Annotated in this window: 17 protein-coding genes and 1 pseudogene; 4 read left to right on the top strand and 14 right to left on the bottom strand. The window is 39.4% G+C overall.

Annotated elements, in window-relative coordinates:
• Nucleotides 1-51: 51 nt before the first annotated feature.
• From ACQ86H_RS07535 to ACQ86H_RS07510, 6 genes are read right to left on the bottom strand one after another with little or no spacing between them, the layout of a single operon-like run.
• Nucleotides 52-672 carry a phage tail protein gene (locus tag ACQ86H_RS07535; protein ID WP_431294333.1) on the bottom strand — a complete coding sequence of 207 codons (621 nt, stop codon included), beginning with the start codon at nucleotides 670-672 and terminating at the stop codon, nucleotides 52-54.
• A gap of 31 nt (nucleotides 673-703) precedes the next feature.
• Nucleotides 704-1,321 carry a phage tail protein gene (locus tag ACQ86H_RS07530; RefSeq protein ID WP_431294332.1) on the bottom strand — a complete coding sequence of 206 codons (618 nt, stop codon included), beginning with the start codon at nucleotides 1,319-1,321 and terminating at the stop codon, nucleotides 704-706.
• A gap of 24 nt (nucleotides 1,322-1,345) precedes the next feature.
• Nucleotides 1,346-1,954 carry a phage tail protein gene (locus tag ACQ86H_RS07525; protein ID WP_138818014.1) on the bottom strand — a complete coding sequence of 203 codons (609 nt, stop codon included), beginning with the start codon at nucleotides 1,952-1,954 and terminating at the stop codon, nucleotides 1,346-1,348.
• A 6-nt stretch (nucleotides 1,955-1,960) separates the two neighbouring features.
• Nucleotides 1,961-2,899 (bottom strand): formyltransferase family protein, encoded by a 939-nt coding sequence (locus ACQ86H_RS07520; RefSeq protein ID WP_431294331.1) that lies wholly within the window; start codon nucleotides 2,897-2,899, stop codon nucleotides 1,961-1,963.
• 1 nt (nucleotide 2,900) lies between these two features.
• Nucleotides 2,901-4,025 carry an ABC transporter substrate-binding protein gene (locus ACQ86H_RS07515; protein ID WP_431294330.1) on the bottom strand — a complete coding sequence of 375 codons (1,125 nt, stop codon included), beginning with the start codon at nucleotides 4,023-4,025 and terminating at the stop codon, nucleotides 2,901-2,903.
• Nucleotides 4,026-4,034: 9 nt separating this feature from the next.
• Complete coding sequence (locus tag ACQ86H_RS07510) at nucleotides 4,035-4,691, bottom strand: Fe2+-dependent dioxygenase (RefSeq protein WP_168202484.1); 657 nt, start codon at nucleotides 4,689-4,691, stop codon at nucleotides 4,035-4,037.
• A 260-nt stretch (nucleotides 4,692-4,951) separates the two neighbouring features.
• Here ACQ86H_RS07510 and ACQ86H_RS07505 point away from each other — a divergent pair, with 260 nt between their 5' ends.
• Genes ACQ86H_RS07505 through ACQ86H_RS07490 form a run of 4 tightly spaced genes read left to right on the top strand, consistent with a single transcriptional unit; the run spans nucleotide 4,952 to nucleotide 8,850 of the window.
• The gene (locus tag ACQ86H_RS07505) at nucleotides 4,952-5,854 is read left to right on the top strand and encodes a carbamoyltransferase N-terminal domain-containing protein (protein ID WP_431294329.1); all 903 of its coding nucleotides are present in this window, start codon (nucleotides 4,952-4,954) and stop codon (nucleotides 5,852-5,854) included.
• Nucleotides 5,743-6,654 carry a carbamoyltransferase C-terminal domain-containing protein gene (locus tag ACQ86H_RS07500; RefSeq protein ID WP_431295357.1) on the top strand — a complete coding sequence of 304 codons (912 nt, stop codon included), beginning with the start codon at nucleotides 5,743-5,745 and terminating at the stop codon, nucleotides 6,652-6,654. The genes ACQ86H_RS07505 and ACQ86H_RS07500 overlap by 112 nt, the downstream gene beginning before the upstream one ends.
• Nucleotides 6,638-7,834, top strand: a complete 1,197-nt coding sequence (locus tag ACQ86H_RS07495) for an aspartyl/asparaginyl beta-hydroxylase domain-containing protein (RefSeq protein ID WP_431294328.1) — start codon at nucleotides 6,638-6,640, stop codon at nucleotides 7,832-7,834. Before ACQ86H_RS07500 ends, ACQ86H_RS07495 begins: the two co-directional genes overlap by 17 nt.
• A gap of 2 nt (nucleotides 7,835-7,836) precedes the next feature.
• Nucleotides 7,837-8,850 (top strand): phytanoyl-CoA dioxygenase family protein, encoded by a 1,014-nt coding sequence (locus ACQ86H_RS07490; protein WP_431294327.1) that lies wholly within the window; start codon nucleotides 7,837-7,839, stop codon nucleotides 8,848-8,850.
• Between the two features lie 78 nt (nucleotides 8,851-8,928).
• On the opposite strand, the gene ACQ86H_RS07485 is transcribed toward ACQ86H_RS07490, so the two are convergent.
• The 8 genes and pseudogenes from ACQ86H_RS07485 to ACQ86H_RS07450 form a co-directional block, all read right to left on the bottom strand.
• A complete protein-coding gene (locus tag ACQ86H_RS07485; RefSeq protein ID WP_431294326.1) occupies nucleotides 8,929-9,912 on the bottom strand; it encodes a methyltransferase domain-containing protein in 984 nt (327 codons plus the stop codon).
• 103 nt (nucleotides 9,913-10,015) lie between these two features.
• Nucleotides 10,016-10,321, bottom strand: a complete 306-nt coding sequence (locus ACQ86H_RS07480) for a hypothetical protein (protein ID WP_431294325.1) — start codon at nucleotides 10,319-10,321, stop codon at nucleotides 10,016-10,018.
• Between the two features lie 2 nt (nucleotides 10,322-10,323).
• Nucleotides 10,324-11,753 (bottom strand): annotated as a pseudogene (locus ACQ86H_RS07475) (clostripain-related cysteine peptidase).
• Nucleotides 11,754-11,872: 119 nt separating this feature from the next.
• Complete coding sequence (locus ACQ86H_RS07470; protein WP_431294324.1) at nucleotides 11,873-15,028, bottom strand: hypothetical protein; 3,156 nt, start codon at nucleotides 15,026-15,028, stop codon at nucleotides 11,873-11,875.
• Nucleotides 15,029-15,120: 92 nt separating this feature from the next.
• A complete protein-coding gene (locus tag ACQ86H_RS07465) occupies nucleotides 15,121-15,354 on the bottom strand; it encodes a hypothetical protein (RefSeq protein ID WP_431294323.1) in 234 nt (77 codons plus the stop codon).
• Between the two features lie 40 nt (nucleotides 15,355-15,394).
• Nucleotides 15,395-15,628 (bottom strand): hypothetical protein, encoded by a 234-nt coding sequence (locus ACQ86H_RS07460; protein ID WP_431294322.1) that lies wholly within the window; start codon nucleotides 15,626-15,628, stop codon nucleotides 15,395-15,397.
• Between the two features lie 595 nt (nucleotides 15,629-16,223).
• Complete coding sequence (locus tag ACQ86H_RS07455; RefSeq protein WP_168202485.1) at nucleotides 16,224-16,361, bottom strand: hypothetical protein; 138 nt, start codon at nucleotides 16,359-16,361, stop codon at nucleotides 16,224-16,226.
• Nucleotides 16,362-16,636: 275 nt separating this feature from the next.
• A complete protein-coding gene (locus ACQ86H_RS07450; RefSeq protein ID WP_431294321.1) occupies nucleotides 16,637-17,875 on the bottom strand; it encodes a hypothetical protein in 1,239 nt (412 codons plus the stop codon).

The following is a 17,875-nucleotide window of genomic DNA, read 5'->3' as shown; positions in this document are numbered from 1 at the left end:
GATTGAAGTTTACCGGTTATACTAATAAATGATTGTGGATAAGCTGGGTTTTTAGTCTCTTGCAGGAAAAAGTCCTTCTATACAAATCACATAATTAAGTGCCATTGAAGGTTGCCTGTTCTCATGGACGGCAGGTGCTGTTGAGCCAGAAGTTGCTATAGCCAGACTGGTTAACTGCGGTCCGCTTACACTTTGTATACTCAGCGTACCATTAGCCATTGGCGCTTGTTGTGCCGGCGCTTGCGGTACGCCATATAGCATTTCCCCCAATCCACTTGGCGCACCTAAAAGATTGCCTGTAGGGCTGGGCTCATCGTATTGATCAGCAGATGCTTTAACGGTTACAGTTGCTGTACCTGCCGCAGGTATATATGTTAAACCATGTATATGAGCCGACATTTCCGGCAGACCGATTGTTACTGATTCTGTGCCGTCTGAGTCACCTATGTTATATGCTGAAAGTCCAGGCCCCTGACCTGCACCTACAATAGTCCTTCCCTGTAAATCAGGTAATTTAAATGTGGTTGTACCATCGCCACCATAATTAATACCAATTATAGCATATAATGCAGTATAGGTACGTATTCCTAAAGTTTGCCCGCCACAAATTGACCAGCTCATCGGTGCAAACGTTCCTGCGAACATCCTTACCTCTCCTATAGTTCCTTCCATTTTTGATAAGATTTAGTGTGAATCAATTTATTTAGTTTCTTGAAGGGAAAAGTCCTTCTATACAAATGATGTAGTTTACTGCCAGTACTGGCTGTATATTGTTGTGCGGCAAGCTACTACCTGCTACACCGATGGTTACACCTGGTATTGGCGGTGAGAGATTACTAAGCTGTGCAGCATTACTATTAAGGTTAACCAGATTTGGAGAATTAGCTGGATTTGCATAAACATTGTCAGTACCCGATGAGTCTTGCGCCAAATAATTACCTACCGGACTATTTTCAGCACCAGAAGAAGCGACTGCATTTAATGAAATATTTACTGATGCTGCAGTTGTACTGTAAGTAGGGGTAATTTGATGCGTATGGGCTGGCAGCTCTGATGAAGTCAGCGTATGATTTTCCTGTCCGTTTACCTGCCCTAATGGATAAGCGCTCAGGCCAGCGCCTTGACCCGCTCCTACTACTATGCGACTGGCAATGTTGGGTAAATTGAAAGTGTTCACGCCGTCTCCACCATAAATGGTGCCGATAATTGCATATAAAACTTGATATTGAGATAAGGACATTTGTTGCCCTTGGCAAAACATCCAGGTTCTTGGTGCGAAATTGCCTGCAAATGCACGGATTTCGCCAACTGTTCCTTCCATAATTATTTTATTGAGATTTAGTAATTAATTTCTTGATGGAAAATATCCTTGTATACAGATAATGTAATTGAGTGCAATGCTTGGCATGATGTTATTATGCCCAACACCGACTCCTGCGGGTTGTAATGCAACAGTCGGATTGGGAATGTTAACATTTGTGACCTCTAAAGAGCTATTATTTAAGGCACTCAAAGTACCGCCAGTAGCGAAACTGGCCATTTGGGTGGATCCGTCCTTGCTGACAAAAGCATTTAGCCCGTTATCTTGTGTACCTCCGTTAGGATTTCCATAAAATGTAGCATTACCTATACCATTACCCGTACCAGGAGTAACTGCGGCGGTATGCGTATGCGCAGGTATTTGATTTACAGTAAGCGGTACCGCTTCTACCCCTACTTTTTCTCCTGGTGTATAAACGGACAAGCCCGCACCTGCACCTACACCTACTACTGTTCTGCTGCGCAAATCTGGCAACCCGAAAGTGGAGCGCCCGTCACCACCGTACAAAGTACCCACTATGGCAAAAACTGCCTGGTTAGTGTTCACGTTTAACAACTGGCCCTGGCAAAACGCCCAGTTTCTAGGCGCAAAATCGCCGGCAAAAATCCGGACTTCAGCAATTGTTCCTTCCATATAATATTAATTTAGGTTTATAAATTTTTCTCCTGCTTGTATGCCCATCTGAAAGAGCTTACCTCCTGAAAAATAGCCTTCGCGCATGTGCAAAATATTGATCTTTAAAAAACGATTTTCACGACATGCTACAATCAATCCATAGAGTGTATCAGCATAAACTATAGTGCCGGGTTCTGGCTTCGCCCCTTCCGGTAACTGAATTTCCGCTGGTGATCCTTCCAGTATGCGTACTTCTGTATCTTTAATCCAGGCTGTAGCGCCGTCATATTTTGGATTCGCAGCATTGATCAGACACTCTATTTCATCTGCAGAGTGCTGCTTCCAATTGATCGCAAGCTCCTGATGATCAGGTCTTTTTTCATACCTAGCCTTATCTTCAGTATTTTCATTTTTAACAGGCAGATGGCTACTGTTATTCACCAGGGCAGGTATTGCATCTACAGCCATAAACCCTAAACGCTGGCAAAGCAACCCATAATTTTCACCTTTTATAATGGGTAGTTGCTTTGACCACAAAACCGGGCCTGCATCTATATCTGCCGTCATTTGATGTACAGTCAGGCTTGCAAAGCGTTCATTGTTTCTAAGTTGCCAGAATATAGGATCAGCTCCGCTATACTTCGGTAATTCACCAAAATGAAAGTTGTAATAACCATTACGTACCATTTGAAGCATATCATCAGGAATTACCCAGGGAAAACCGAATACCCAAACCGCATCTACATCTGATGCTGTTAACCACTGTTGCATTTCCCGTTGCCACGATATTTTATTCAACTGCAATACCTGATCAACAGACAAACCCATAGCCAGCAGCGGCCCCAGCAATATTTTGTTGCTTCGCTTCAGCATAGCCACACCACCTAAAAGCCCCTGCGCAGCTAATGCCTGGACGGTTGGGAATGCGAGCGAATCTGAATTGCAAATAACCGCTATTTTCATACTATATACCAAGATAAGGGTTCATCCAAAATGAAGATGTTTGGCTGTTGATACGCTGTACATCTTCATGATTAATATCAATCGTCTCCAGTTCACCTATCAGCTGCCTGGATATTTCTCTTTTAATACCATTGAAAGTATTTTTAACCAGGTAAACCCTGCTTTGCAAGGCATTAAATTCTGGTGCAATTTCAACACGTCCACGTGCTGTTTCAATGGCTGCTTCGGCAATGGCTTTTTGTAAAGATTTTCCACTCTGGCCTTTAACCGCCTGAGCAATTAGCAAACCTGTTTCAAAGCCAAACTGCGTAAAAGGATTTGCCATTACCTGACTTACCTCATCAAGCTGATCCTGTTTTAGTTCACGGTTTAATGATAATGTAGTATAAACCTCTACTGGCTCCGCTGTTGTAAACGGCTCCAGCAAAAACGGCAAACCAATTAGCGGGGTTGTTTTATGCAAGCCCTGCACTACATATTGTGTTAAGAAAATTTCAGCTTCTTTTCCGCAAAAAGTAGCTAGAATAAAATCAGGTTTGTAGATGTGTATATGTTCAAATACAGCGGCAATATCACCTGTTTCTTTGGGATTTGGTGTCGGCGCAATAGCAAATGGCATAGTTACCCCGTCAGTTGCCGATTCCATACCAGCACTTAACATGCTTTGAAATGAATACCCGCAGTCGTACAAACCAGATACATACATTCCTTTTTTACCAAAAGTTTGAACTCCCCATTGGCCAATAGACCATAACTGCTGCCAGGTATGAATGGAATTAAGAAACATGTAATCGTTAAACTTTTCAGGATCTGGTAAATGCTCGCCTATGTTATTCATGATGAACGGCCTTTTAATATTTGCTATCTTTTCTGAAAGATCAATACCTACTTTATTGGAAACTATACCGGTAATTACGTCAGCATCATCAAAACCAACCAATTTGGTAATAGCAGCCTCAGCCAGTTCACGGGAACCTTGTCCGATAAATTCAGGCACAATTTCTAACTCAAGCTCCTGGTTTAGCTCCTTAAGTCCATTTTTTAACCCTGTGCTAAAGTGCTTAGCCATAGGAAGGATACTTGAATTGGGAAGCAAAACGCCCACCGTTAATTTTTTAATTGCCATTGATTCTGATTAATTTGCCCACATTCTCAAAAGATTACTATAGTGTTGCTGTAATACAAGATATTCTTCTTCAACCAGTGCTTTGCTACGGAGATTTTCTGTGATCTGGAAAATTTCAAATAACATTTTTCTGTATACTGTTTCTTTAACCAGTGACTGCACCCAGCTTACCGCAACGTTTCGCTCGCCACGGGTAACTTCCCGTACGCGATGAACCTGGGTACATGGATAGCAAATGGCATCTCCTTTATTTAGCTTATATAATATATTGCCATTCGCAGTCTGGAGTTCCAGTTCACCTCCATCATATTCTTCTGGATCATTCAGAAAAATGGTTAGGGCCACATCAGTGCGAATCATATTGCCCATAACCGGACTATCCACATGCCAGCCGTAATGCATACCAGGCTTATAATTACTAATAACAAAGGGGTGAATACTGTGTGGTAAGACCGCATTTCTGAATAAAGCATTGCGGTTGAGTGCAGCTAAAATATTTTGTTGAATGGCAGCATGCTCCTGTGTTTGCTGATTAAGCTGTAAATTGCTTTTTACTTCTTTTGCAGCACTGTATGCGGTTAACCTACCGTCATCAAATGCTCCGGATTTAAAAAGAAAACGGATATCATTAACTTCAGCTTCACTAAGTAAATTTGGAATATGCAAATATGTATCATTTAAAATACAATTATTTTTCGCATATATGTTTGCGGATTGAGAGTTCATTAAGAGTGCTTTGGTTAGACAAGTGTAAATCTATCAAGAACTTTTTATATTTCGATGTCACATACGTAAAAATAATTTGACATAAATCAACAACTTTATTAAATTGATCATCTACTTTAATAGACACAAATCTCAAAATCATTTCAAATTCTTTATATGTTTATGCCGGGATTTCCCACATTTAATAATAATAAGTACCAATGGACACCTATATTCTGGGAACAGGCTTATCACACGATGGATCAACAGTTTTGTTAAAAAACGGCAAGATCATAGTGGCTATTGAAAAGGAAAGGCTTAGCAGGATAAAGCATGACGGAGGTAATGATTTTGATACTGTCCGATATTGCCTTGATTTTGCAGGGATTGAGGCCAGTGATTTAACATTAATTGTGCAAGCCTCAAACTTTGAAGATAAGATCTCACCAAGCCAATATGCCGGACGGCGGTATTTCAATAAGCATATTCAAACGCCTGTGATCACCCTGTCTCACCATCTGGCACATGCCTGGAGCGCAGTAGGCATGTCTCCGTTCAAAGAATGTAACGTAATGGTTGTTGATGGTGCGGGTAGCCCTCAAAATCAATGCCATGATCTAAAAGGTGCGTTGGTTCCATCCTATTTATTCAGTAGTGGCATGTATTGCGAAAAAGACAGTTTTTACTATTTCGACGGAAAGGATTTGACTCCACTATTTAAAGATTTTTCTGAGCTTAAGTTATATCAGAACACGGCTTCATTAAAATTACCAACCAATTATCATTCCATTGGCGGACTTTATGATGCAGCCAGTCGTTATTGTTTTGGCAATCTGAATGATGTTGGAAAGCTGATGGGTTTGGCGCCCTACGGTATTTTGAAGGGGAAACCACCACTATTTAAGCTAGAGGCTGGGTTAATTGAAGTAATTTATGAAAATGTTAACTTGTATTTCAACAAGCCGTCATCAGGATATGATGCTTTTAAAAAGATTTTACCCACTATGCCGATATTGCGCGCTGGGTACAGGACGAAACTGAAAAGGCAATTATTTATCTCTTTCAGGAACGATCTAAACTTCAGCCGCATGCCAATGTTGCTTATGCCGGTGGAGTGGCATTAAATGCTGTGGCCAATTATAAATTACGCCGTTTGGGTATTGTAAAAAATTTATACACCCAACCCGCAGCAGGAGACAACGGACTGGCCATTGGCTGTGCCTATTATGGCTGGCACAAGATCCTGGGCCAACCCAAATCGGCTATTCCTGACAACATTTTTTTCGGACGCGAATACTCCAATGATGAGGTAGAACGAGCCATAGCAAATGCCGGAATTAGTGATAATCCAGCATTTTTGATCAAACAAACGCCAGATTTTGTTTCACTTACAGCTGCCGAACTTGCGCGTGGCAAAGTGGTAGGCTGGTTTCAGGGTGGAGCCGAATTCGGACCTAGAGCATTAGGGCATCGGAGTATATTGGCCGATCCGCGTATTAATGGTATAAAAAACCACATTAACAGTAAAATCAAATTCAGGGAAGATTTCAGGCCTTTTGCTCCGTCGGTGAGAATTGATGATGTACAAAAATACTTTATACATGGCTGGGAAAGCCCATACATGATATTGATTGATGAGATAAAACCTGAATGGAAAAATCAGCTTGATGGTATTGTTCATCAAGACGGTACCTGCAGGGTACAGACCGTAACCAATGCTTTCAATCCTGATTTCTATCAGCTCATTGGTGATTTTGAAGCAAAAACAGGTATTGGCGTTTTATTAAACACGTCCCTCAATCGTAAAGGGATGCCCATAGTGGAAACACCTGCCGAAGCTTTATCACTTTTTTTATCCGGCGCAATAGATGTATTGACATTAAATAATTTCATAATTTGTAAGAACCATGATTTGCTTCTCTAAATTAAACCTCAACATTGACATTCATTCGCTACGGAACGAATTGAACGGTTTATTAACCGGCAATAATTGGATGCCGCACTACAACACTGCCGATTATGTAGGTAACTGGCATGTTTTACCTTTGCGTACGCCTGGTGGAAACAGTGACAATCCTTTTGCGGATCTTTTTAACCACAAACATTTTGAAAATACAGCGTTATTAAATAAACTACCTGAAACCAGCCACTTTTTAGAGAAACTGGAGTGTGAAAAACTTTCTGTGCGGCTGTTAAATCTTCGCGCAGGATCGGTCATTAAAGCACACAGAGATATTGAACTGGCCTTTGAACATGGGGAAGCACGTTTGCATGTGCCCATATTCACTAATCCAGGTGTTGAGTTTTATGTAGATGAAGAGCGCATTATGATGAACGAAGGCGACTGCTGGTACATTAATGCGAACATAAAACATTGTGTAGCAAACAATGGCACTGCTGACAGGGTACACCTGGTCATAGACTGTAAGGTAAATGATTGGCTTACCAAACTGATTACTTCAGGTATAAAAAAAACAGTTTTTTTAAAAAAAGACCCCGAAACCGCACAGCAAGTGATTGAAAGCCTGAGAATGGCAAACACAATACATTCAAATCATCTGGCCGATCAAATGGAAAAGGAACTGAATACGAATCAATTGACTGCCAGACTGCTAAATTTTATTTCCGAAATTGGTTTACACTATCAATTGGAACCCATAACTGAAGAAACGTTTTTGCCGGGCCTTAAACTTAGAGGCGGGGTATTGATTGTAGATACGGAAAAACTATTGTACCCGGGCGATATTTTACATGAAGCCGGACACCTGGCCTGTATGCCGGCTGAAATACGCATGGATATGAGCGATTCACTACCAAGCAACGACCTCAACAACGGTGGCGAGATGATGGCTATAGCCTGGTCGTATGCTGCAGCTGTACATTTGGATATTGATCCTCATATCGTATTCCATGATAAAGGATATAAAGGTGGAGGACAAAGCCTTGTGGATAACTTTACCCAGGGCGATTTTTTCGGCGTTCCTTTATTGCAATGGAACGGAATGGCCTATCCTTCAGGTCAGGAAGGTAGTCTGTCTTTCCCGCAAATGATGAACTGGACATGTAAACAAAATATGTATATCAACCATACAGCACAGGAATAAAGATGACATCAGATTTTACTTTACCACAATCGACAGAACTCAGCCCTTTGGGCCTCATGCATATAAAGCGTTTTTGGGGCAAGGTAATGCTTAGAAGAGCGAACCTGCTAGATGAAGAACTGTGGAAAAAAGAATGGCAGCTGGATAAAACATTACTGAGTGTACTTGGGCTTGGTCTTGAACAAACGCTCACTTATGTTTTTCAGTATGCTCCTGCATTTGAAGAATTCGAACACTGGATCTTGCTTACTTCAGGTACCCCGACAGGTGAGCAGATCCGTAAATTTAATCGCTTGTTTGATGAAATTCAAACGCCTAGCCAGCCTATACCACCAGCGCTTAGTGATGAAGAAATGGCATTTTGGACAGAAAATGGCTATCTTATTCTTAGAAACGTTATTTCTAAAGAAGATTGCCAGGCAACTATCGATGTTATTTGTGATTTCCTGGATATAAAACTGGATGATGCTGACACCTGGTATGGATTACATCATTCAAGGCAGGGTATTATGGTACAGTTGTTTCAGCACCCATTATTGCAAAAAAACAGGCAATCAGAAAAGATCAGGATGGCTTATGAACAGCTGTGGCAGCGTACCGATATCTGGGTAACAACAGACCGTGTAGGTTTTAATCCTCCAGAGAGTGATAAATGGAAATTTCCCGGGCCTGATTTACACTGGGATTGCAGCCTCGACCTTCCTATTCCATTTAACCTTCAGGGTTTACTGTACCTTGCTGATACAGCACCTAATCAGGGTGCCTTTACCCTGGTTCCGGGATTTCATAATCGCATATCGGATTGGCTCCACTCCCTTCCTGATGGCGCCAATCCAAGAACAGAAAACCTGCATGCGCTTGGCAGTTTACCTATTGCTGCCCAGGCAGGAGATTTTATTATCTGGCATCAGGCTTTACCTCATGGCAGCCGTCCAAATACTTCATCAAAACCCCGGTTTGTGCAATATATAAATTATCAGCCTGCTGATTTATCTCATCAAAAACACTGGTTGTGATGATAATAATGTAATACCTCTTGACAACGGAACTGATTTATCAACCTGGGTTCACTCTTCAGCAGACAATTGTATCCGCTATAGTCCTAATTCATAAGTGAAGCCAGGTTTATCAGACATTACATATTCAAATGTTACCGCCACATCCTTCTTGTGGTTTTCTAATTTACACACAGCTAATGGCATCGTCAGACTGCAATTATAAGTTGTCAATACCTCTTTACCAAATATGGTTATTTCGGTAAATAAATCAAGCCGGTTATGGGTTTCAGAAGCAGGTACCTGTAAAACCACTGGCTGCGGAAGCAGGAATTCCCGACTGGTACTATACACCAGTCCTGCTTTTATCCTTTTTGGCTGGTAGTCTGGTATTACAAAATGGTTGTATTCTTCTTCCCACCGGGTTAATATTGCTTCAACGATTATGTTTTCCGGAATAAAAATAGCCTCTGAATGCATTTGCGGAATTAAATTGTTCATAATGGCCAATTGAGGCTCTTTCCGTAAAGCATTTAACATGGTTTCAGAAATTGCCATATCAATACGGATAGTATCAGGAAATTTATAAGTAGTAGCATCAGTGCAAACATAGTCGATCACATAGTCTGACAGGCCTAATCGCTCATAGAGCATTTTTGCCGCATCCAACGAATCTGTATTGATATCCAATAAAATGAAATTGATCTGCGCCGAGGTAAATTTGGACGTTAAAGGTGTTAACAATGCAGCGTAAGGACCACAACCGGCATACAATATATTAATTGTATGTCCGGGCATTGTATTTAATAAATGATTAACTGCCTGATTAATACCTCTGATAAATCTACGTGTGCGCTCTAGCTCTTTAAGACAATGCGCAGCTTTAATAGTTGACACCGCAGTGCCATAAGTTAATTTGATATCTTTATCTGTAATATTGCCTGCCTTCACTCCAGTTACGCCAGCAAAAAGCAAGTGGAGCTGATCTATCGCATTTTTAATATGCAAATAGTCCTCTTCAAAAAGTAAGGCATTAGTTGCTTCAGAAATGCTTTCGTTGCGTTGTTGAGTCGTTAATTCCATGTATATTTATACCTAATGCTAAAAGTTTAATACCAAACTAAAAGGTTAAATTTAGCTCAGATCGATCCTTAATTATTAATTTATTTGAGCGTATTACGGCATTTTAATTTATTATATAATCTTCGAATTTGGTATAGTGTTTATTTCCGTAGAAATCAACCATACAAAATCCTACCTGATAATTTCCTTTTGGCAGCGTTAAAAGTTTAATGTCTAAAGCGGAGGGATCAATAATAGTAAGTTTACCCAATTCAATACTCATAGATTCATCCAGGGCATTTTGACCCAGAAAAACAATTTCATCATGAGCTTGCAGGTCTTTAATCTTATCGGTAATACCATCAGCAGAAATCTCACGAAATCCGATCACTTTAGCTAGATTTTCCCCATCAACATTAAAATATTTCATAATCAGTTCTGCTTGTTTTCCATTCCAAAGCACAGGTATATTGTAAGATACACCTGATTGATTGGAAAGTCCCATAAATACACAAACATTGATACCGTTAATGCTGATCCACCTGGAATCCCATTTTTTATTCCCCCATACAAGGTAATATATCCACGGTGATCAACATTTGTATCATAGGCATCCAATCCATACGACAGCAGCGTATTATCTCCTGTTAATTTTCTGATATTTAAGTAAATCTTATTGGTGTTAACCAACATGGCAGCGTTTAACTTTCTTCCCGAATCACTAACAAAAACGCTATCAGCACCGCCACCAATTAATTCAGCTACATAATTTTCGATAAATTTTTCGAACGCTATATTGAAAGGCGTTTTCAAATAATCCTTTAATTGACTAGCCGTTTTTCTATTGTAATAAGGGAAATATACCGAAAGCCCCGAAATGGCATCTTTATCTAAATTTTTTGAATAAACATTGAATAAAACTGCATCCCGCATCTTTTTCTCGAAATCACTAAACAATGTGTCTGTACTCTTAGCTGCTAGCTTAAAAAAGCTAAAAATATCAATCATATCTTCAGCCGCGAACGAAAAAGATGGTAATCCGAATGATTTGGACTTGGCCCGGTAATTTGACTTCTGTTTAAAAGCTTCCTTTGCGGGGTACGTTGAATTTAGATTTGCAGAAATGTTACTGATTAATTTTCCTACACTTATATTTAAAGCATCTACTTTATTAAGCGCTATTACAGACAATGTTGCCTGGAGATAAGGTTGAGACGAATAAGTATCAATATACGATTTTGCAATTCCCTCCAGAAGCTGAGCTGTTTTTAGGTTTGGATTGGTAGATAAGGAGCTGATGATATATTGATAATTCCAACCGTTGCCAGGTTCGAGCTCTTGTGAGGCCACCATGTATTCAGCATAGGGTGCCAGTACAGTGGCGGTTTCAATGGTTGCCATTAAACAGGCATCAAAACCTATAAAATCTAGGTTCAAATCATTCTGGCTACGTTTCAAATCAGCAAAAGCCTCTCCCATTTCATGCAGCGACAGGGAAATATCTTCAGGAAATAATTCATCATATCCAAAACCGTGTACACTGCCTCTTCCGTGATTCCAAAAATCAAGCCGTATCTTTCTGCTGGAAAGTTCTTTTTACTATAAGTGATAAAATCAACCAGGGTTGATGGGTTTCCTATACTTTTGTTTGCCGTAACTTTTACTTTTTCAAAACCGTCTTTAGTAACCTTGCTATAGGTAAGGCTATCACTGGAAATCGGCGCAGAAAGATGCCATTTTTTAGTCCCGCCATGCAAAATCACTGTTGCAAAATTATCATCAACGTTTTTATAGGAATGAGTAATTTCATTAATGTCTTCACTCGCCAACTGATGTTTGCTTTCCAGGTCTGAGCCATTCATATAGATCAGCAGTACAAAACGGCGTTTAGGCTCCAGGTTTTGAGCATGGCTTGTACTAGCGTAAAATATGAGTACAGCCAATGTTAATAGTAAATGGCGACTTTTTCTAATGAAGCCCATTATCTTCTTGGATTAACTTGTGGAGGATTTCTAAATTGATAAATGGCTGCGGCCACAGCATCTTTAAATTCCTCACCATATTCATTCGTATTATCCGGGAATGTTTTCTTTAACAATTCTGATAATCCATCTGCATAATTCTCATTGGCTTGATCTATATTAAAATCGCTGTTGGCCTTAAATGATCTTTTAACTTCATTATTGTTTTCAATAACATTATCCACTCTTAAAAACAACGAACGCCTTTCGTTTCTTAAACTTCTTGCAACTGTTTTCTGATCGTTAATTTCCCTAACAAGGCCTAAGAGATCGGTCATCTGCTGGTCCATTTCACTTGAAATGTTGGCCCTGGCCTGGTTATCGCGTACCAATGTAATCACCTCATCCAATGAACTTACAAACTCATCATCAAAGGCTTCTACACATTGGCGCTGTATCACTTCATTTTTGAGTTTCACCTCTTCTATTTCGCAAATGTTTTGTTGCCAATCATCAGGTTGCTTTTCATATTCATCCAGGTATTTCTTATTCGATTCGAACAAGAAATCTTCTATCATTTCATGAAATTCCAGCAAGTCGTAATAGTCTTTTTTATTTTGCGCAATGCTTTGCAACTTAGGCGTTAATAAATTATAATCCGTTTCTGAACTTAAAGTTCTAAAAATACCGTTATTGATATTTGAGGTCACTTCCTTCGTTTTAGCAGATAATTTATCCTTTACAAAACCGGTGATCAAAGCACTAATATCATTCATTGCTTTATCCACATCTAACGAACCTTTTAACTTGATATCATTTCCAAAAACAGTTAACTCAAGTTCCGCTTCTATTTTCTTGGCATTAGATGTAAATTCCATACTTAATACGAAAGATTTGATCCAAAGTAACCTGGTAATGGCGCTTAATATATTAGCTACTGCCTCTAAGGCTCCTGATGCGACCTTTCCTCCAAGGGTTAGTGCGGCCTTTGCTATTTCCAAAGCACCATAGGCTACGCCAATAGCCACATTAACACCCACCTTTAAGGTTTCATAATATAAAATCTGAGCTGAATAATAAATTTTATCATCCAAGCGCCACCAGGAAGCATCTTCTCTTCTATCAATATAACCCCGGATGTAATCGTTATATTCATTGATCGTGTTACTCAAATTTAAAATCTGCTGTTGCGCTTCGGTCAATTTCCGGTTTGCATTTTCTATAGAGTTTTGAACGCTCCTGGCCGCATCACGCACAGCATTCTGCGCTTCTTCCAAAAGTTTGATAAATCCACTGGTATCGAATACCAAACGTGAACTAAACCCACTGCTCGAAAAATCTGCATAGTTTCCATCCAAATGAAATAAAATTTTAAAGCCAACATATTGCAGTTCAAGATCAATGTATACCTTTCTGTCTTTAAGAAGAATCAAGGCATCTAATTGAAAGATATTTAAGATATTAACATAAGCACTTAAATAGAATTCGAGTTTTTTTGATGCACGGTTGATGTTTAAATACAGTACAGGGCCTTGAGCATCTGCCTTTATTAAAGCGCCAGCCAAACCTCCTTGTACGGGTTCCATAGGCATAGCCTTTCGGGATCTTGTCAATTCAAATATTCCCTTGATTTCAATTTTTGAAATTTCAATCAATGTCAGGATAGCATTACCAGGCTCTATAAGAAAAAGCCCTCTGGCTTTTACATTAAAGATTTCGATGGTGCCGCACAGAAAAAAACCGACATTCATCTGATAGTTTCCTATTTTGGTAGGCTGGGAACATATAAACAACTGGCAGTTTAAAGAAATGGCTCCGGATGAGTCGACACGGTAATGCCGCATGGTTGAAGTATCGGTAAAGATGGATTGTCGGCTGGCTCCCAACGCAGAAACCTGAAGATTTTCTGCGTCAGGTATGGCGAGTTCAGTGGGCAGGCTTGAATTAAAGTTCTTCAAGATTTCCGCTTTATTGGCCTTGTCCGTATAAGATGGATACTCCCATTGGGGCATTTTAGCATTATTAATTTCAAAATCGGCTAAAGCCACCACATCAAGAAATTCTATGCCAGGAAAATCAACTTCCGCAATATCTACAATAATGTCCTTTAAGGAAGTCCTTCCCTTGGTAGAGGTGATTGCCGCCGTAATTAATCCAATATTGGCCTGGCTTACAATAAACCCAGCAAAAATGGAAATATTATTGGTCGTTACCCGACCAGTCATCCCAAAAGTAAGCCCTGTGGCCCCTACGCCAATCATCAAGCCTAAATCGCTCAGGCTGATCTTGGTGTTTAATGGTATCCTATAGTTTGAAGAAGCAGACAAGGTAAATGAGGAGACGGAGAGGTTTCCAGCAAGAACAAAGGTTAGCACATCTTCTTTTAAAGGAAAATTGAGCTTTCCTCCTGCCTCTAAGTAGAAACCATTATCCTTTTTAATCCCGAAATATAAATTTTCAATCTCATAACCATCCTTTTTGATATCGGCGCTGATGAGCATCGCTTCAAATTTTGAAGTGTTCAGCGCTGCTCCTATAATCAGATCGATATGATCCAGACCAGTTAATTGATAAAGCCCCTTTCCAAATGCACTTTCACTATTTTTCAAATCAAATAATGAGTTGGCAACCAATTGGTGATTACCATAGCGATCTGACAAGACCATCTCGGGAAAATAATCTGATGCGCTTCGGTTTAAATATTGGTTAATGGCAAGAGAGGCTTTGTTTCTAACAATTAATGCTACTTTTTTTATACTAAAAAAAGTCATTGTGTCGTAAATGAACTGCTCTAATACATTTCCATCCTGAAAAAAAGCGGTATCTATGCTTAAAGCCAACTGTTTAACATCCGCAAGCACAACCACATTGGCATAAAGCGAAGCTTTACCACCTGATATATTTTTATTATACAGAATAACCACAGACCAGATATCGGCAGATTTAAGCACCTGTGCTTTAAAAGTCCCGGGTAAGTTATTAAACAGCGTAAATTGGCTAGACAGTCCATTAACGCCTAATTCATTGTTATTTAATAAATCTTTGATTTCAGCTCGACTAGTATCGAGCTCTCCGAAAATCAATTTTTTATTATCATTTACAATAATGGCTATTGACGCATCTAACTCAAAAATCTTCCCGGTAGCCGAAAAAGCGAAGTTGGTGTGGTTACTCATTTTGAAATCAAAAATTATAATCTAGCGGCTGTGCTTAACAGAAAATAGATCAACTTAGCTGATACTAATGATTTTAAAATCGTATCAGCTCGTTATCCCGCTTGGGCCAATTGTTTTTCAGGTGCATCAAGTTTCTTAACCAAATTTTCAATGGTATCTAGATTCAGTTGCTGTAAGATTTGATTTCTTTTAGTATTCCAGATTTTGAAGGCTAATTTCTCTACCTTTACAAAGCCTAGATCAGGAATAGCTCCTCCCAAGTCCACTTCAATGGCAAAGGCATACTCTTTTTCGGCTCCTTTTTTGTAGATATAAGCGGTTTTCAAGCTAAACTTAAGATCTTCTAACTTAAACTTAGATTCGGGTTTATTTCCAGTATTTAACGACTCTAGGCCATCTTCGATCTTTTTGATTTACTTGGTTACCAAAGGCCTCCTGCAAATCTTTCAGCATATCGCTTAAGGTGGTACTACCCACATCGTCCAACTTTGCTGGAACTAAAAGAAAAGAAGAATCGTTCCCATTTTTTTCATAAACTGCTACTAAATTAGTTTTAAGTAATTGGAACTGTACGCCCAATTGAAGACTCATTTCACTCATTTTTTAAAAAATTTCTTAATTTCCTACTCTTTTGGCTTTTCGGATGATGCCCCGTTTGCGCTGTGGTCTCTGGTCTCCACTTTTGGTTATAATAAGGTTATTTAGCAGATCGGTGTAGCTTGCTTAAGCCATCAATCACCAACCCCATTAATGTTTTCAATAATTAATAGTGCAACAGTTAAATTAACCTACAAAAGCTGGCTTACAATTTGGTCTGTATTTGGCTAAGCTTCTCAAAGCACACATTGGGATTATTATTTTTTGCATATCAACTATAGCTATGGTCGTTAAATCCATTTTTTAGACACAACTAAACATCAGCCATTTGATGGCTAAAAAAAATTGGTCTTTAGGCAATACAGCTGCAACGAGAAAGAGTTGTGACTTGAGAGCGTTGCATATCCGGATTGTTCCTTCAGAATTACCGTGTGATAATTCGTAACAGTTAATGCATCGTTAGCAATTAACTGTTACGAATATAATATTTTTATCATTCCAAGTAAAATTCTGAGCAAAAAAATAAGCATTAAAATGTCACCCATAAGATGAGCTGATGAAGTTTAGCGGGTAAGCCTATTGCTTCATAAATTAGCTATTATTGGTTTAACCAGGCTTTAAATAGTGGTGCCCGTTCCCGGCTTACAAATGCTTCCTGCAAGGGATAATGAAGAAAAGTAACTTTGAGTTTTGAATTGAAATGATTGTAGACCTTGTCTATAGCATTTATATACAAAATATACTGCCTGTTGAGCCGAAAGAAAAGTAATGGAAATATAGAATTGTGGTCTTGAGCCTGTTTAAAGATTTGCTATAATACTTTTATGCGTGTCGATAATTGTTTAAGTCGATACAAGTTAGCTCAACACAAAATCCTTTCAGAAACTTCTCTTAAAGTAAAAAACCCCAAAAGCTAAACTAATGCTTTTGGGGTTTACTATTTATGATATAGCCTCTTTTTCATTTGTTAATGAAAATTGGCAGCTAAGCTATCACATCCAAATGTAATCATTATGGTGTATAGGCACCACTGAATTCCGTTAAACCATCTTTACGCATGGCTTCGATAATTAAGCAGGTATAGGTAAAATCCCAGCTTGAAGTAACCTCCGAATTCTGATTAAGTCCATAAGGCCAGTAATGTTGGCTATCACCACTAAGTTGGGCGGTATTGTCATTTGTAATCAACCTCAATATTGCGGTTACACTTGGTGCCTGCAGTTTACCATTAACAAGTGTACTCCACCACCATGAAGAAGTTCCGGTACCTAAAGTGTGTGAACCTTCATGAAGCATCGTTCTGAGATTTTGATAGGACGAATTGGTTCCAAACTGCATCCAGCCCTGATTGTTGGCATCGGCTGTTGGTACACCATCAACATAATTTAGATATACATGTTTAGTAACAGAAGTATAGTTATTAAAATACCATACTGCACTATCTATAGCAATCTGTAGTCTGCCATACGCAGCGAGCTCTTCGGATCCAGGGTTTTGAGATTTGTTAAAGGTATAGGTAAAATTACCTTTTGCAATGGTTTTAAAGGTAACTTCATTACTATAACTAGTCCCTTTAGCATTAACGGCATAAGCCCTGGCATAATAGGTTGTTTTTGGTGTAAGGTCTTTTAAGCTCACCCTAAACTTACCAAGTCCGGCGTTCTTATGCTTCACTTTGCTACTGCTGATTGTCGGATTTGGGGAGGAAGCATAAACAATTCCTCGTTCTGTTACAGCATCACCACCATCTGTTAACACCTCAATATCTGCTGCTGCTACGGTTGAACCTATAATATACATGGGTGAAAAACCAAATGTTGCGCTGACAATATTGGCTGTGGTGAGTTCGATTTCATTCCCATAAGCAATACCAGCTTTATTCACGGCAAAGGCTCTTACGTAATATTTAGTGGAAGCGGTTAGGCCTTTAATTTCACTTGTAAATGTACCTGAACCACTCACACTGACTACGCCTGATTTATTGTTATCTATTGTTGGTTTGGGAGAAGTACTCCAGCAAATCCCCTGGTCAGTAACTGCAGAACTTCCCTTATCGGTGATGGTTCCTCCGCTCACTGCACCAGTGGTTGTAATATTAGTAAATGCAGTAGTCGTTAAACTTGCAACCTGAACATTAGCTTCAGTTTTTGTTCCGGATGTTTCTGGTACGTTTCCACCCTTCTTACATCCGCCGAACATAGCAAACATTAAACAGGCTACAATAAGATATTTTTTTGATTGAGTCTTCAT

It is taken from the genome of Pedobacter sp. P26 (assembly GCF_050632135.1).
Taxonomy (GTDB): Bacteria; Bacteroidota; Bacteroidia; order Sphingobacteriales; family Sphingobacteriaceae; genus Pedobacter.
The sequence above is the reverse complement of the archived record's forward strand: the minus strand, read 5'-3'. Positions and strand labels throughout refer to the sequence as shown.

Coding starts and splice junctions, on each gene's coding strand:
- ACQ86H_RS07535 (WP_431294333.1), bottom strand. CDS start 672: ATGGAAGGAACTATAGGAGAGGTAAGGATGTTCGCAGGAACGTTTGCA.
- ACQ86H_RS07530 (WP_431294332.1), bottom strand. CDS start 1,321: ATGGAAGGAACAGTTGGCGAAATCCGTGCATTTGCAGGCAATTTCGCA.
- ACQ86H_RS07525 (WP_138818014.1), bottom strand. CDS start 1,954: ATGGAAGGAACAATTGCTGAAGTCCGGATTTTTGCCGGCGATTTTGCG.
- ACQ86H_RS07520 (WP_431294331.1), bottom strand. CDS start 2,899: ATGAAAATAGCGGTTATTTGCAATTCAGATTCGCTCGCATTCCCAACC.
- ACQ86H_RS07515 (WP_431294330.1), bottom strand. CDS start 4,025: ATGGCAATTAAAAAATTAACGGTGGGCGTTTTGCTTCCCAATTCAAGT.
- ACQ86H_RS07505 (WP_431294329.1), top strand. CDS start 4,952: ATGGACACCTATATTCTGGGAACAGGCTTATCACACGATGGATCAACA.
- ACQ86H_RS07495 (WP_431294328.1), top strand. CDS start 6,638: ATGATTTGCTTCTCTAAATTAAACCTCAACATTGACATTCATTCGCTA.
- ACQ86H_RS07490 (WP_431294327.1), top strand. CDS start 7,837: ATGACATCAGATTTTACTTTACCACAATCGACAGAACTCAGCCCTTTG.
- ACQ86H_RS07485 (WP_431294326.1), bottom strand. CDS start 9,912: ATGGAATTAACGACTCAACAACGCAACGAAAGCATTTCTGAAGCAACT.
- ACQ86H_RS07480 (WP_431294325.1), bottom strand. CDS start 10,321: ATGAAATATTTTAATGTTGATGGGGAAAATCTAGCTAAAGTGATCGGA.
- ACQ86H_RS07470 (WP_431294324.1), bottom strand. CDS start 15,028: ATGAGTAACCACACCAACTTCGCTTTTTCGGCTACCGGGAAGATTTTT.
- ACQ86H_RS07460 (WP_431294322.1), bottom strand. CDS start 15,628: ATGAGTGAAATGAGTCTTCAATTGGGCGTACAGTTCCAATTACTTAAA.
- ACQ86H_RS07450 (WP_431294321.1), bottom strand. CDS start 17,875: ATGAAGACTCAATCAAAAAAATATCTTATTGTAGCCTGTTTAATGTTT.